Here is a 14,158-nt window from a genome sequence, read left to right on the forward strand (position 1 = left end):
AGCCGGATGGGCTGCGGGGCGGCACGGAAGGGCGCTTTCCTCCGCAGCGACCGGCGGCGCGTTACGGCTTCACCGTCGCAACGGCCGGCAAGCCGGACTCCGCGCCCGGCGCGCCGTTCGACCCGTAGGCCGCTTCGGCGGTCTTGCGTTCGGCGAGGCGCTTGGCCGCCAGCCGCTCCTGCGCGGCAACGATGTCACCGGGATAGTTGTCGCCGTCGGCGGCGATCGGCACGTAGCCGACCGATTCGAGATCGAGCAGTTCCTGGCGCACCTGGGCGCGCGTGAGCGTCGAGTGCGACGCCTGTGCGTACGACGCGGACGGTGCGGCGAGGAGAACGGTGGCGGTAGCGGCGACGGTGGCGATGGTGACGATGACGGATTTCACGGTTTCCTCAGACGGTTTCGTTACGGTCCGGCGCGCGTTTGGCTGGCTGAACCGACGACACAAGTTTAGGAACCCGGACCGCCCGGATAAATGCGGAATCCGTGCCAGCAGTGTTACAGAACGAGCAAGAGTGGGCCGGGCGGCGCCGTTGCGTCAGTCGCCGAACAACTGGCCCTGCCCGGAGATCACGCGTTCGAAATCGTCCCGCAGGAACGGCAGGATCGCATCGGCGACCGGCTGCAGCTGGCGGCTCAGATAGAACGCATAGTCGATCGGCGAGCGCATCGTTTCGAGCGGCTCGGGGCCGGCCGTCGTCATCACGTAGCTGATCCAGCCGCCGCGCTGATACTGCAGCGGCCGCCCCTGCGCGAGGTTGAACTCGTCGGCGATCCGCGCCGCACGCACGTGCGGCGGCACGTTCCGTTCGTATTCGCGCAGCGGCCGGCGCACGCGCTTGCGGTAGACGAGCTGGTCGTCGAATTCGCCGGACAGCGTGCGCTGCACGTAGTCGCGGATGAAGTCCTGGTACGGCTCGCGCCGGAACACGCGCCGGTACAGCTCGCGCTGGAACTGCTGCGCGAGCGGCGTCCAGTCGGTGCGCACCGTTTCGAGCCCCTTGAAGACGAGATCCTCGCCGCCGCCGGCCGCGGCCGCGAGGCCTGCGTAGCGCTTCTTGCTGCCCTCTTCCGCGCCGCGCACGGTCGGCATCAGGAAGCGGCGGTAATGCCGCTCGTATTGCAGTTCCAGCGCGCTCTCGAGCCCGAAGTGGTCGCGCAGGTGCGCGTGCCACCAGCGGTTCACGTGCTCGACGAGCGCGCGGCCCTTCGCGCCGGCTTCGTCGTCGTCATGCGTGCGGCCGAGCCACACGAACGTCGAATCGGTATCGCCGTAAATCACTTCGTAACCCTGAGCTTCGATCAGCTCGCGCGTGCGGTGCATGATCTCGTGGCCGCGCATCGTGATCGACGACGCGAGGCGCGGGTCGAAGAAGCGGCAGCCTGTCGAGCCGAGCACGCCGTAGAACGAATTCATGATGATCTTCAGCGCCTGCGAAAGCGGCGCATTGCGCTGCCGCTTCGCGTCGTCGCGGCCTTCCCACACGCGGCGCACGATATCGGGCAGGCAGTGCGCGGTGCGCGAGAAGCGCGCGCCGAGAAAACCGGGCACCGATGCATCGTCGCCGGGGTTCGCGAGCCCTTCGATCAGGCCGACCGGATCGATCAGGAACGTGCGGATGATCGACGGGTAGAGGCTCTTGTAGTCGAACACGAGCACCGAGTCGTACAGGCCGGGGCGGGAATCCATCACGAAGCCGCCGGGGCTGTTCTGTCCCGTCACGTCGCCGAGGTTCGGCGCGACATAGCCGAGACGGTGCATGCGCGGCAGGTACAGGTGCGTGAACGCCGCAACCGAGCCGCCGGTGCGATCGGCCGCGAGGCCCGTGACGCTCGCGCGTTCGAGCGCGAAGGACAGCAGGTCGGCCTTGCCGAAGATGCGCGTGACGAGCTCGCAGTCCTTCAGGTTGTAGCGCGCGAGCGCGGGCTTGTCGTGATCGAAGCGGCGCTGGATCTCGTCCATCCGCTGGTACGGGTTGTCGATCGACTTGCCTTCGCCGAGCAGCGACTGCGACACGTATTCGAGGCTGAACGACGGGAAGGTCCACGTCGCGGATTTCAGCATGTCGATGCCGTCGAGGATCAGCCGGCCGGCCGCGCCCGCGAAGAAGTGGTCGGGCTGCTGCCCGTGCGCGCGCCAGTCGAGCACGCTGCCGCCCCGGCCGAGCTTGAGCGGGATGCCGTATTGCTCGGAATGGGCATGCAGGATGCGCAGGTCGAACTGCACGAGGTTCCAGCCGATCACCGCGTCGGGATCGTGTGCGTCGAACCAGTCGTTGAGCCGCGTGAGCATCGCGGGCCGGCTGTCGCAGTAGTCGAGGTTGAAGTCCAGCGTGGCTGCAGCGCCGCTTGCGTCGCCGTTCGGCGGGCCGAGCATGTAGACCTGCCGTTGCCCGCAGCCTTCGAGCGCGATCGAATACAGCTCGCCGTGGACGCTGGTTTCGATGTCGAGCGACACGCAGCGCAGCGTCGGGCGGTAGTCGTTGGCGGGTTTCAGCTCGCCGCCGCTCAGCGTGCCGTCGCGGCCGGGCTGGCCGCGAAACTGCACGGAGGCCGTGATGAAGCGCTCCATCGCGTAGCGGTCGGGCGGCTGCACGTCGGCTTCGTAGACGTCGACACCGGCCGCGGCGAGCCGCTTCTGGAGCCCGGACAGGTGGCGATAGCGCTTGCAATAGAGGCCGACGACGGGGCGCTGCCGGAAGTCGCGCAGCGCGAGCGGGCGCAACTCGGCGTCGTGCTCGCCGGCCAGCGTGCGTTCGGCGAGCGCCTGCTGTTCGGCGGGGATGAACGCGACGGCTTCCTGCGGGCGCAAGCGCACGCGGCGCGGACCGTGTTCGGTTGCCAGCCAGAACTCGATCTCGATGCCGGATGCGGTGTCCCGCCAGTGGCGGGTAAGGATGAAGCCCTGCTCGAACGCCGTCAAAACGCTTGCTCGTCGTGGATGCTCAGGCGGCGGATTTTAGCGCTTGAATGGCGGTCGTGCCGACGGGGTGCGCGTGGCAACAGGTGGCAGGAAGCCGTCGGGCGATGCGCGATCCTGTGCGTGCCGACTGGTGTCACGGTTGCTCAAAGCGGTCGGCGGCAGGCGTGCGACGGCAAGAAGAAGGCTACTCGCGACGCAGCGTTTCGAGCTCGGCGGATGGCGGCCGCTGGCTGGCGCCATAGCCCTTCGACTGCAGCCTGGGCATCATGCCGACGACGAAGTCGATGAACGCTCTTACCTTGGCCGGAACATGGTTTCGACTGGGATAGTAGACATAGAGCGGGAACGTCTCGTCGCGCCAGTCCGTCAGAATCGGCACCAGCGTGCCCGCGCGCAGGTGCGTGTCGATGCCGAGGTCGATCACCTGAGTGATCCCGAAGCCTGCAAGGCAGGCGCCGATTTTGGTTCCCGCATCCGTGACGGTCAGGTTGCCTTTTACGGCCACTTTCACTTTCTCGTCGTCACGCCAGAACTCCCAGTCGAAAGGCCTGCCGGTAGCCGGATCGATGGCCAGGATGCATTCATGGTCATCATCGACCAGATCCTGCGGCGACCCCGGCCGGCCGCGCTGGTCCAGATAGGACGGCGCGGCCACGGTCAGCACCCGCGGACTGTAGAGCCTGCGACAGACCAAGGTTGAAATGGATGGCGGTCCAAACCGGATGGCGAGATCGAATCCGTCGCTGACCAGGTCCGAGAGGTCGTTCCGGGTCTCCAGCTTCAGGTGAAGCGCGGGGTGATCCTTCATGAACTGGGCCAGCTCCGGCGCCAGCACGAGGCGGGCGAACACGGCATCGCACGCCACACGGAGCGTTCCGTTGACGACCGAGGTCTGGCCGGAGGCATCGACGGTCGCCGCTTCGATGCCCTGGAGTAGCGGCAGCACCTTCGATAACAGCGCATGGCCCGCGTCCGTCACTTCGACGTGGCGGCTGGTGCGGTGCACGAGCTTCGCGTGCAGGCGGTCCTCCAGTCGCTGGATGGCGCGACTGACTGCAGGCTGAGTCTTGCCCAGGCGAGCGGCGGCACGACCGAAGCTGCCCGATTCGGCCAGCGCTGCCAGGACAAGCAAGCCGCTGACCAGTCCTCCATCGAGGTCTTCCATGATCCATGTGTTCCTGTAATGGCAGCGATAACCGGGTCGCCGTAGCCGATGGCGCGGACGATCGCTCACTATACGAGCCGTTCACTACCGAGGAAAGCCAGCCATGACCCAGACCCAGGCCGTCGTCGCGTTGATCGACGACTACTTCAATTTGGCTTATGAGCCGAAGAGCCGCGACTTCAACACGGTCTTTCACCCGAGCTGCCTGATTCAGTGGCTGGATGAAGGCCGGTTGCGCACCCTGTCGTCGCAGGAGTATGCGGCGCTCATCAACGGAAGGCCGAGCCCTCGATCGACCGGCGCGCCAAGGGACGAGGCGATCCTCTCGATGGAGAATGTCTCGGACGGCCTTTCAACGGCGACGGTGCGGGTGCGGATCGGCAACAGGCTGTTCAACGATCACTTCGTCATGCACAAGGTGGAGGGCCGCTGGCTGATAGCGACCAAGGCGTCGGCCGTTGTGCGTACTTTCGACTGAAGCGCGGCGCGGCAGATGCGCACCAAGGTCCGGATTCGTGAGAGCGCGACCGGAGAGGAGCAAACACTGGCGGGCGTTGTTCTCGGCGGAGCCTTTGTGGCCTACTGGGTGTGGTTCCGCGTTTTCTACGCTCCCGTGGGCCGCGACACCGTCGAAACGTCTCGGGGAATGTCGTCGTCGTAGAAGCCAAAGGCGGATGGAGGCGATTCGCCGGCGTACGGCACGCCGGCGGATCCCCGGAAGACTGCAGATCCCGGCCCCCTCAAACATGCCCCTCATGCTCGATCGCCCCACCACGCGTGGTCCTTGCCGCGACCCTCACCGGCACTCCTGACAATCTAGCCGCCCGCTTCGCCCACATCGCCGTCAAAATCGGCACGAGAATCGCCGTCACGAGGCAAGCCGTCGCGACGATCGCCGTCGCGGCCGGCACCATCGGCTTGAACTTCGGAATCATCTCGCCGATGATCGCCGGGTTCGCGACCGCGGCGCCGGCCGTCGACGACGCGGTAAGCCCGGCAGTGCCGTTGCCGCCGCCAAGCCACTTGTCCGCCAGAATCAGCGGCACACCCGTCACGACGATTACCGCGAGCCCGAGCGCAATGCCCGGCAGCCCGCTCTTCGCGATCACGTTCAGATCGATGCCGTTGCCGAGCGCGAAGCCGAAGAACGGGATCAGCGGATGCACGCAGCGTCCGAACAGCTCGCGCAAATCTTCATCGAGGTTGCCGAGCGTGAAGCCGATCAGGAACGGCAGCACCGCGCCGACGAAGAGCCGTGTCTCGAACACGGCGACACCGGCCGCGCCGAGGATCAGCATGCTGACGAGCGGCCCCGATTCGACCGACATCAGCACGAACGCGCCGGCTTCTTCCTTGCTGCCGTACTGCTGCATGACGGCCGCATAGAGGCCGCCGTTGGTCATGTCCATCGACGTCGTGATCGCGAGCAGCGACAGGCCCGCGAAGAGGCCCGTGCGGATGCCGTCGTCGGGGATGAACTGCGCGGCGATCACGGTCGCGAGCCACGCGACCACGATCTTCGTCGCGAGCAGCGTGCCCGATTTGCGCAGCACGACACCGGTCGCGCGCAGGTTGATCGTCGCGCCCATGCAGAAGAACCAGACGGCGAGGATCGGCACCGTGCCCGCGATCAGGCCGTTGGTGAACGAGCCGAAATACTTCCCGGCGTTCGGCGCGAACGTATGCACGCACGCGCCGAGCAGCATCGGGACCAGCATGAGCCCGCCCGGAATGCGGTCGATAGCCTGTTTCAGCTTCACGTCTCCTCCGTGGACGTCGATGCGTCCCGTTGTCGAATGATGTCTGCTGACTGACTATAGAACATGATTCGGAACGACGGTCCGTTTTTGTTATTTGGATGGATAGTCGTATACCCGCATCGGCATAAATCTATGATAATTATCGGAAATATGCGCCGATAGCACGGTACTCAAATTTCGGATCGGCGTTCCGTATTTGTGGAATCTGTGCTTCAATTCATCGTATGACCGCCGTCGAAACGGGGGCCGGCGGCCTATTCATTCCTCACGGAGAACCGGCATGGAAGTGCGGCAGGGCATACACAGCGAACACGCGAAGACGCTCGATACGGCCGGCCTGCGCCGGCATTTCCTGGTGGAGAACGTGTTCGCGCCGGACGCGCTGTCGCTCACCTACAGCCATATCGACCGGATCGTCATCGGCGGCGCGTGGCCGGCCACGCGGCCGGTCGAGGTGCCTGCGTCGCTCGGCGCGGCGATGGGCGTGAGCCATCTGCTGGAGCGGCGCGAACTGGGCGCGATCAATATCGGCGGGTCCGGCTGGGTCGAGGTCTGCGGGCAGCGTCACGCGGTCGGCACCGAGGAGGCGATCTACATCGGGCAAGGCGGGCAGGGTGTCGTGTTCGGCAGCGACGATCGCGTGCATCCCGCGAAGTTCTACCTGAACTGCGCGCCCGCGCACACGGCCTATCCGACGCGCACCATCACGCTCGCGCAGGCGTCGCCCGAAACGCTCGGCGATGCGGCCACGAGCAATCGCCGCACGATCTACAAGTTCATCGTGCCCGACGTGCTGCCCACCTGCCAGTTGTCGATGGGGATGACGAAACTCGAGCCCGGCAGCCTGTGGAACACGATGCCGTGCCATACGCACGAGCGCCGGATGGAGGTGTATTTCTACTTCAACCTCGCCGACGACGCGGCCGTGTTCCACATGCTCGGCGAGCCGCAGGAAACGCGCCACGTCGTCGTGCACAACGAGCAGGCGGTGATCTCGCCGAGCTGGTCGATCCATTCGGGCGTCGGCACGCAGGCGTACACGTTCATCTGGGGGATGGCCGGCGAGAACCAGGTGTTCAAGGACATGGATCACCTCGCGGTTGCCGACCTGCGCTGACACCATGAAACGCGATACGCCCGATCTTCCTTCCCCCGACGCGCGCAGCGCGCTCGCCGGCCTGTTCGACCTGACCGGCAAGGTCGCGATCGTCACCGGCTGCAACACGGGGCTCGGCGCGGCGATGGCCGTCGCGCTCGCGTCGGCCGGGTGCGACATCGTCGGCGCGAACCGTTCGGCGCCTGCCGAGACATCGGCGCGTGTCGCAGCGGCTGGTCGGCGTTTCGTCGACGTGCGCGCCGATTTGTCGACGCTCGAACCGGTCGAGCGGATCGTCGGCGGTGCGGTCGATGCGTTCGGTCATGTCGACATCCTCGTCAACAACGCGGGCATGATCCGCCGTTGCGATGCACTCGAATTCACCGAAGCCGACTGGGACGCCGTGATCGACGTGAACCTGAAAAGCGTGTTCTTCCTGTCGCAGGCCGTCGCGCGGCAGATGGTGCGGCAGGGGCGCGGCGGCAAGATCGTGAACGTCGCGTCGATGCTGTCGTTCCAGGGCGGCATCCGCGTGCCGTCGTACACGGCGTCGAAGAGCGGCGTGCTGGGCGTCACGCGCCTGCTCGCGAACGAATGGGCCGCGCGCGGGATCAACGTGAACGCGATCGCGCCCGGCTACATGGAAACCGACAATACCGCACAGCTGCGCGAGGACAGCCGGCGCAGCGACGAAATCCTCGGCCGCATTCCGGCCGGCCGCTGGGGCGTGCCCGACGATCTCGCGGGCGCGGCCGTGTTTCTTGCGTCGCGTGCGTCGGACTACGTGCACGGTCACACGCTCGCCGTCGACGGCGGGTGGCTCGCGCGCTGAGCGCGCCGCACGGCGGACGCGTTATGCTCTCCCGATTCGCACTTACGGATTCACGGACATGACAGCAACGCCCAGGCAGCGCAAGCGCGATCAGGCGAACCCGGAGGCAGGGGCCGGCCGTCCGGGGGCCGGCCATCCGGGGGCCGGCCAGCCGGAGGCCGACGCGTCGTCGGCAGGCGGCGCGGAGAAGGCCGATTCGGTCGCGGCCGTCGGCAAGGTCTTCACGATCCTCGCGGCGCTCGGCGATCGCCGCGAAATCGGCATCAGCGAACTGTCGCATCAGCTCGGCATGTCGAAGACGACCGTGCATCGCTTCCTGCAGACGCTCAAGGCGCTCGGCTATGTCGCGCAGGAAGGCGAGACCGACCGCTACCGGTTGACGATCCGTCTGTTCGAACTCGGCAGCAAGGCGCTGGAGAGCGTGGACCTCGTGCGCGAGGCCGATCTCGAGATGCGCCGCATCGGGCAACTGACGCGCGAAGCCGTGCATCTCGGCGCGTTCGACGAGGACGCGATCATCTACATCCACAAGATCGACGCCGACTACGGGCTGCGCATGCAGTCGCGGATCGGCCGGCGCAATCCGCTCTACAGCACGGCGATCGGCAAGGTGCTGCTCGCGTGGATGTCGCCCGGCGAGGCGCGTGCGGTGCTGGCGGGCGTCGAGTTCCGGAAGTCGACCGCGAAGACGCTGGCGTCGGCGGATGCGGTGATGAGCATCCTGCCGCGCGTGCGGCAGCAGGGCTACGGCGAGGACAACGAAGAGCAGGAAGACGGCCTGCTGTGTCTCGCGGTGCCCGTGTTCGACCGTTTCGATCGCGTGATCGCGGGGCTGTCGCTGTCGTTTCCGACGATGCGTTGCGGTGCGGACACGAAGGCGCATTACGTCGCACTGCTGACGGAAGCCGGGCAGGCGATTTCCGCGCGGCTCGGCCATCGTCCGGCTGTGGCCGGCGTCGAGCCCGCAACGGTCGCGCACGATTGAGCGCGTGCCGGTCGCGAGCCGGCAGAATGAAAAACCACGACGACGTAAAGAACGGATCATGCAGATGAAAATGACGATGCGCATGGGCATCGCGATGCTGGTGCTCGGCGCGAGCCTGGCGGCGAACGGCGCGCAGGCAAAAAGCGCGGTGGATTGCGGGCAACTCAACGCGGCCGCGAGCGGCCCGGACGACAACTTCCGGCCGCCGGCGTCCGGCAGGGTCGTCGGCGCGGGGCGCGCGTACTTCTACTCGGCGCCTGACGCACAGTGCATGACGAAGCGGACCTTCATCGTCCCCGGCGATTCGGTGACCGTCTACAAGCCGCACGGGCGCTGGTACAACATCATGTACGTGAACGGCAAGACCGGCGACGACTTCGAAGGCTGGGTCGAGCAGGGCCGCGTGCACCTCGACGGGCAGTACGGCGCGCAGTAGCCGCCGGCGGCAACGCCCCTATGCCGACGCCCACGCGAAGTCGCGCTGCAGGTGCGCCGCGCGCAGCGGCCGCTGATACAGGTAGCCCTGCGCATACTGGATCCCGACCGCATGCAGCGCGCGGTGCTGCGCTTCCGTCTCTACGCCTTCCGCGATGATCTTCAGGTCGTAATGATGCGCGACGGCCGCGATCCCCTCGATCAGCCCCGCGCCGCCGTCGTTCAGTTGCGCGACGAACTGGCGATCGATCTTCACGTAGTCGAACGGAAAGCGCGACAGCATGTCGAGATTGCTGTGATGCGTGCCGAAATCGTCGATCGCGAACTTCGCGCCCTTCGACCGCAGCGCCTGGAAGATCTCGGTGGTTCGCGCGTTCTTCTCGAGCAGGATGCGCTCGGTGATTTCGAGCACCAGCGTAAAGCCGGGCGGCAGCGCGTGGATCGCTTCCTCGACGATGGAGACGAACTTCGCGCGCTCGAGATCCTTCGGCGCAACGTTCACGGCGATGCGCAGCGGCACGGACGGCGTCAGCGCGGTCAGTTCGGACACGGCCGTGCTCAGTACGAATTCGGTGATCTTCGGCAGCACCGCGCTCGATTCCACCTGCGGGATGAACACGGCCGGGCTGATGGCCCCCCACTTCGGATGGTGCCAGCGCAGCAGCGCCTCGACGCCGACCGTCCTGCGCGTCTGCACGTCGACGATCGGCTGGTACACGACATGGAATTCGTTGCGCCTGAGCGCCTGGCGCACGGCTTTCAACAACAGCCGCCGCGGCGCCATCGCCAGCAGGTAGGCGGCCATCACGAGGCCGTCCGCCAGCAGCACGATCGTCGCGCAGATCAGCCGGTAGTGGCGCCGGACCTGTGAGGCGTAGCGCGCCGATGCCGTGACCGACACCGTGAAGGGCCAGCGGTGCGATGCAATCGTGCTGCCGCCTGCGGGGGCCGCGTCCGCTTCCGGCGCGAACTTGCCGTGCTGATCGAGACGGCCCGAGCCCGCGATCGACAGCGTGGCGGCTTTCGCGCCGTTGCCCGCGCCGTGCGCGAGCGCGTCGGCCACGTAGTCGCCCTCGATCAGGTACAGGATGCCTGCGCCGCTCGCGGTGGCCCGGAACATGGACACCACCGGAATGCCGCGCTGAAACGGCGTCTGGCGCAGCAGCGTGACGGCCATCGATCCCGGTGCGGGCTCGCGTGTATACGCGTCGAGCGGGAGGTCGATCGCACCGAGCGCCGACGAGCAGGTGACGCGGCCGTTGTGTACCAGCGCGACCGCGCGCAGGTAGCGCAGGCGAGTACCCACTTCGGCCAGCGTCCGGAACACCGTCGAGCAGGGCCGTCCGACGAGTGCGGTCAGTTCGTCCGCATGTCGCAGGCGAGCACTGTCCAGGATGCGGTCCACCGACGCCGCGATGTCGTTCGCGACGACGCGCTCATGTGTGGTGACGGCCTCGCGTGCGTAGCGATCGGCCAGTGCGATGGCGAATGCGGGCACGAGCACGCAAACGATGACGGCGACGAAAAAGACAACACGCGGCCACGCGCCGCTGCGGTAGAAAACTGGCTTCGAGCCTGGCGTGAGCGCCGACATTCCCGCGGTTGCCTTTGGTGTTGTACGCATGGCGTGGCAAGTCGAACCGGTCGACGCGCAAACGGCGCGCATGCCGCATGCCTGGTTCGGGCCGTGCGGCTCGCGCGCCGGATTCGGGACGCCGGTCGATCCGGCCGGCGCGGCGGGCATGGCGGCAGCCTGCTCGCGATCGGTCCTTCATCTGGCAGCATTCCTCAATAACATGCGTTCATCAAGCATGTATATCGGCGCAGCGTACCGAAAAAAGCCCCGGCCGCACGAGGGTGCAGCCGGGACAAAAAACACCGTCTCTTGGCACGAGGATGGTGCGCGGCAAGTATAAGATGAGCCGAGGTATTACGAAATATTGTTGTCTAAAAATTGGTGCAGTTTTGTGATTGTGTCTCAAAAAGAAACATTTCCACGAGCGACGCCGTGTTCGATGGCCTGCCGCCGGCGCACGGACGGTCGCCGCGGGACGGCCGCACATCATGCCGGAGCGTCGCGATGATGGAAGACAAACCCGCGCCCACGGTCATCGTGACCGATGGCGCAGCCGCCGCGGACGGCGGCTCGCTGTGGATCCGGATTTCGGTGGACGGGCAGGTCCGCAACTATTCGCTCGATCGCGCGCTCGTGTCGCGCGGTACGCCGCGCTACGACACGATCAGCGGCGAGGACGGCGTGCTGTCGAAAGGAGAACGACAGGAACTGCGGGGGCTGCTGGCGCGCATTGCCGACCCCGCGATGTGGGCCGGCATCGTCGGCACGTTCATCGAGGTGCTGAAGCGGCCCGACGTGGCCTGACAAGGGATAAGCGATGCAGTGCCGGCGCGTGGCGTCGGCCGCGATTCAGAAATCGTTGCGCATCTTGTGCAACAGGTCGCCGGGTGATTGATGCGTATCCACTGCGGTGAGGACGTCGGTCACGAACCACGGCAGGTTCAGTTGCGTATCGGAATCGCCGACGCATACGCGGATCGGCGGGGCCTTCGATGGCGCGCCGGCGGGCTGCGCGGCGTCCCGCGACGGCACGCAATTTTTCCCATGCGTTTGAGCCGGAACCGGCGCACCGGCGATGGCCGGCACGCTGACGGCGGCGAGCAGGGTCAGGACAGCGGCAATGGCAACGCGTTTCATGAAGATTCTCCGGCGATGCTCGTTCGACCGTGCGGGCGCACGCGAGTTCGGCGGCGGTGCGGCCGCGTCGCGCGTTCGTCCGCTCAGCCGCGCGCGACGCTGGCCGCCCGCACCGGCTGCCGGCTGCGCCACTGCTGCGGCGATTCCCCGGTCCAGCGCCGAAATGCCCGCGTAAACGCGCTGTGCTCCGAATAGCCGAGCAGCCAGGCGACTTCCGCCAGCGTCAGCCGCGGATCGTTCAGGTGGTCGATCGCGAGCCGCCGCCGCGTGTCCTCGCGCAGGATCCGGAAGTTCAGCCCGAGGTCGGCCAGCCGGCGATGCAGCGTGCGCGACGACACATGCAGATCCGACGCGATCTGCTCGATGCTCGCTTCGCCCTGCGTCAGCAGGCGCGCGACGGCTTCGCGCACCGACTGTTCCAGGTCATCGGTCTGCCGCAGCTCGGCGAGCAGCGCGCTCGCCTGGCGTTCCATCATCTGCCGCAGCGCGTCGTCCGGCTGTTGCAACGGCTGCGTGAGCAGGCGCAACGGGAACGCGAGCCGGTTCACCGGCTGGCCGAAGCGCACCGGGCAGCCGAAGTAGTCGAGATACGGTTGTTCGTCGCCGGGTGACGGGTGCACGAAGCAGACTTCGTCGGGCCCGTTGCGTGTGCCGGTGATGTTCCGTGCAAACTGGACGATCGCGGTCAGCGCCACTTCGTCGACGAGCGGGCCGAGCGGTTCGGGCGCATCGTGCCATTCGATCGCGACCGATGCCGCCTCGACGCGCACTTCCATGCGCGCGACGTTCGCGATCAGGTGTTCGTATTGCTGCCAGCGCGCGAGCGCGGCGCCGGCGTCGCGGCACGCATGCAGCGCATAGCCGAGCGCGCCGAGATGCGCGGGCGTGATCCGCTGGCCGACGTGCAGGCCGAGCAGCGGATCGTCGAGCGCGCGGACCGCGCGTTCGAGCAGGCTTCGCCAGTGCGCGCTCGCATACAGCGTCAGCCCGCGGTCGTCCTCGGGCGGCCGCGCCTCGCCGAGCACGTGCGCCGCATCCTGGCCCTGCGCGGACAGATAGTCGAACAGCAGCCGTACGTAGGTGCTCGAATAGTAGACGCGCTGGGTCGAGAGCGGGGAGGCGGCGGGCATGGCGGAAAGTGTCAAGTAATCGTCGGCAAGTGTCAACGCGGGGCGACCCGTGCGCGACCATACTGCCCGGCAGTTCCCGATCGAGGCTGCCGACATGCCGACCGAATTGATGACGTGGCTCCATGCGTTCCTGGGTAACGACGTGGACTGGAAGCAGGTGCTGCTGATCGGCATGACGCCGGTGTTCCTGATCGCGTTCGCGATCGAATACGCGGTGATGACCGGGCGCGGCCGCCGCGAGCCGTTTCGCTGGAAGGAGATCGTCGCGAACCTGTCGCTCGGTGCCGGCTATCAGGTGGCCGAGACCGTGATGGGGCTGCTGTTCACGGGCGCGATCTTTGGGTGGGTCTACCGGCACCGGCTGTTCGACGTGCCGGTGAACGGCTTCACGATCGTGCCGATCTTCGTCCTCGTGGAGTTCTGCTATTACTGGTTTCATCGCACGTCGCACCGCGTACGCTGGTTCTGGGCCGCGCACGTGCCGCATCACAGCGGCGAAGTGATGAACTTCACGACCGCGATGCGGCAGTCGCTGTTGAACGCGTTCGTCGGCGTGTTCGTGTTCTACCTGCCGCCGGTGTGGCTCGGCATCCCGCCCGCCGTCGTGCTGTTCCTGCTCGCGGTCGATCTCGCGTACCAGTACTTCGTGCATACCGAAGCGGTCGGGCGGCTGCCGCGCTGGTTCGAGTACGTGTTCGACACGCCGTCGAACCATCGCGCGCATCATGGCCGTAATCCGCGTTATATCGACAGGAACTACGGCGGCGTGCTGATCATTTTCGATCGCATGTTCGGCACGTACGTGGAGGAAACGGAACCGGTCGACTACGGGATCACGCAACAGATTATTTCGTACAACTTCCTGGTGCTGAACGTGCACGAGTTCGTCGACATGTGGCGCGACGTGTGCGCACCCGGGCCGGTGCTGCAGCGATTGAAACATCTGTGGATGCCGCCCGAGTGGGAGCGGCCGGGGCATCGGCCGATCCATACGTGGAGCGTCGAGCGGAAGGGGGAGGAGGCGGGCGTGGCGATTCCGCACGCCGCCCCCGTGGAAGAGGCTGCCGCATCCGGGCGCAAGATCGTACAAGCCACCGGGACGCGCCCGGGCTAGGCTCG

15 protein-coding genes are annotated in these 14,158 nt (G+C 66.6%); 8 read left to right on the plus strand and 7 right to left on the minus strand.

Annotated features, from left to right (window positions below; translation table 11 throughout):
- Positions 1–61 precede the first annotated feature (61 nt).
- From BLA15945_RS13195 to BLA15945_RS13205, 3 genes are all read right to left on the minus strand, one after another.
- Complete coding sequence (locus BLA15945_RS13195; RefSeq protein WP_059237961.1) at positions 62–385, minus strand: DUF4148 domain-containing protein; 324 nt, start codon at positions 383–385, stop codon at positions 62–64.
- Positions 386–538: 153 nt separating this feature from the next.
- The gene (locus BLA15945_RS13200; protein ID WP_174992574.1) at positions 539–2,923 is read right to left on the minus strand and encodes a DNA polymerase II; all 2,385 of its coding nucleotides are present in this window, start codon (positions 2,921–2,923) and stop codon (positions 539–541) included.
- A 184-nt stretch (positions 2,924–3,107) separates the two neighbouring features.
- Entirely contained in the window at positions 3,108–4,088 is a 981-nt protein-coding gene (locus tag BLA15945_RS13205) for a LysR family transcriptional regulator (RefSeq protein ID WP_174992575.1), read from the minus strand.
- Positions 4,089–4,191: 103 nt separating this feature from the next.
- Here BLA15945_RS13205 and BLA15945_RS13210 point away from each other — a divergent pair, with 103 nt between their 5' ends.
- A complete protein-coding gene (locus tag BLA15945_RS13210) occupies positions 4,192–4,566 on the plus strand; it encodes a nuclear transport factor 2 family protein (protein ID WP_059237954.1) in 375 nt (124 codons plus the stop codon).
- A gap of 262 nt (positions 4,567–4,828) precedes the next feature.
- Here the strand turns inward: BLA15945_RS13210 and kdgT are convergent, their stop codons facing one another.
- Complete coding sequence (gene kdgT / locus BLA15945_RS13215) at positions 4,829–5,848, minus strand: 2-keto-3-deoxygluconate transporter (RefSeq protein ID WP_174992576.1); 1,020 nt, start codon at positions 5,846–5,848, stop codon at positions 4,829–4,831.
- A 280-nt stretch (positions 5,849–6,128) separates the two neighbouring features.
- Between kdgT and kduI the strand changes: the two genes are divergently transcribed.
- From kduI to BLA15945_RS13235, 4 genes are all read left to right on the plus strand, one after another.
- A complete protein-coding gene (gene kduI / locus BLA15945_RS13220; protein ID WP_174992577.1) occupies positions 6,129–6,965 on the plus strand; it encodes a 5-dehydro-4-deoxy-D-glucuronate isomerase in 837 nt (278 codons plus the stop codon).
- A 4-nt stretch (positions 6,966–6,969) separates the two neighbouring features.
- Entirely contained in the window at positions 6,970–7,776 is an 807-nt protein-coding gene (gene kduD / locus BLA15945_RS13225) for a 2-dehydro-3-deoxy-D-gluconate 5-dehydrogenase KduD (RefSeq protein ID WP_174992578.1), read from the plus strand.
- 58 nt (positions 7,777–7,834) lie between these two features.
- Positions 7,835–8,761 carry a DNA-binding transcriptional regulator KdgR gene (gene kdgR, locus BLA15945_RS13230; RefSeq protein ID WP_174992579.1) on the plus strand — a complete coding sequence of 309 codons (927 nt, stop codon included), beginning with the start codon at positions 7,835–7,837 and terminating at the stop codon, positions 8,759–8,761.
- A 64-nt stretch (positions 8,762–8,825) separates the two neighbouring features.
- On the plus strand, positions 8,826–9,197 hold the full coding sequence (locus BLA15945_RS13235; RefSeq protein WP_059240852.1) for an SH3 domain-containing protein: 372 nt from the start codon (positions 8,826–8,828) through the stop codon (positions 9,195–9,197).
- Positions 9,198–9,215: 18 nt separating this feature from the next.
- Here the strand turns inward: BLA15945_RS13235 and BLA15945_RS13240 are convergent, their stop codons facing one another.
- Complete coding sequence (locus BLA15945_RS13240; RefSeq protein ID WP_174992580.1) at positions 9,216–10,820, minus strand: EAL domain-containing protein; 1,605 nt, start codon at positions 10,818–10,820, stop codon at positions 9,216–9,218.
- Between BLA15945_RS13240 and BLA15945_RS13245 the strand changes: the two genes are divergently transcribed.
- Positions 10,777–11,112, plus strand: a complete 336-nt coding sequence (locus BLA15945_RS13245) for a hypothetical protein (protein ID WP_174992543.1) — start codon at positions 10,777–10,779, stop codon at positions 11,110–11,112. The two genes, BLA15945_RS13240 and BLA15945_RS13245, sit on opposite strands and share 44 nt — an antisense overlap.
- 167 nt (positions 11,113–11,279) lie before the next feature.
- Positions 11,280–11,576 (plus strand): hypothetical protein, encoded by a 297-nt coding sequence (locus tag BLA15945_RS13250; RefSeq protein WP_059240850.1) that lies wholly within the window; start codon positions 11,280–11,282, stop codon positions 11,574–11,576.
- Positions 11,577–11,621: 45 nt separating this feature from the next.
- On the opposite strand, the gene BLA15945_RS13255 is transcribed toward BLA15945_RS13250, so the two are convergent.
- Positions 11,622–11,909 (minus strand): hypothetical protein, encoded by a 288-nt coding sequence (locus BLA15945_RS13255; RefSeq protein WP_059237945.1) that lies wholly within the window; start codon positions 11,907–11,909, stop codon positions 11,622–11,624.
- 83 nt (positions 11,910–11,992) lie between these two features.
- The gene (locus BLA15945_RS13260) at positions 11,993–13,039 is read right to left on the minus strand and encodes an AraC family transcriptional regulator (protein ID WP_174992581.1); all 1,047 of its coding nucleotides are present in this window, start codon (positions 13,037–13,039) and stop codon (positions 11,993–11,995) included.
- A gap of 94 nt (positions 13,040–13,133) precedes the next feature.
- Between BLA15945_RS13260 and BLA15945_RS13265 the strand changes: the two genes are divergently transcribed.
- Positions 13,134–14,153: a sterol desaturase family protein gene (locus tag BLA15945_RS13265; protein ID WP_174992675.1), complete on the plus strand. Its 1,020-nt coding sequence runs from the start codon at positions 13,134–13,136 to the stop codon at positions 14,151–14,153.
- The last annotated feature ends 5 nt before the right edge of the window (positions 14,154–14,158 follow it).

The sequence above is a fragment of the Burkholderia arboris genome (genome assembly GCF_902499125.1).
GTDB classification, from domain to species: Bacteria; Pseudomonadota; Gammaproteobacteria; order Burkholderiales; family Burkholderiaceae; genus Burkholderia; species Burkholderia arboris.

Coding starts and splice junctions, on each gene's coding strand:
- BLA15945_RS13255 (WP_059237945.1), bottom strand. CDS start 11,909: ATGAAACGCGTTGCCATTGCCGCTGTCCTGACCCTGCTCGCCGCCGTC.
- BLA15945_RS13240 (WP_174992580.1), bottom strand. CDS start 10,820: ATGCGTACAACACCAAAGGCAACCGCGGGAATGTCGGCGCTCACGCCA.
- kdgR (WP_174992579.1), top strand. CDS start 7,835: ATGACAGCAACGCCCAGGCAGCGCAAGCGCGATCAGGCGAACCCGGAG.
- kduD (WP_174992578.1), top strand. CDS start 6,970: ATGAAACGCGATACGCCCGATCTTCCTTCCCCCGACGCGCGCAGCGCG.
- BLA15945_RS13250 (WP_059240850.1), top strand. CDS start 11,280: ATGGAAGACAAACCCGCGCCCACGGTCATCGTGACCGATGGCGCAGCC.
- BLA15945_RS13235 (WP_059240852.1), top strand. CDS start 8,826: ATGAAAATGACGATGCGCATGGGCATCGCGATGCTGGTGCTCGGCGCG.
- BLA15945_RS13260 (WP_174992581.1), bottom strand. CDS start 13,039: ATGCCCGCCGCCTCCCCGCTCTCGACCCAGCGCGTCTACTATTCGAGC.
- BLA15945_RS13265 (WP_174992675.1), top strand. CDS start 13,134: ATGCCGACCGAATTGATGACGTGGCTCCATGCGTTCCTGGGTAACGAC.
- BLA15945_RS13205 (WP_174992575.1), bottom strand. CDS start 4,088: ATGGAAGACCTCGATGGAGGACTGGTCAGCGGCTTGCTTGTCCTGGCA.
- kduI (WP_174992577.1), top strand. CDS start 6,129: ATGGAAGTGCGGCAGGGCATACACAGCGAACACGCGAAGACGCTCGAT.
- BLA15945_RS13210 (WP_059237954.1), top strand. CDS start 4,192: ATGACCCAGACCCAGGCCGTCGTCGCGTTGATCGACGACTACTTCAAT.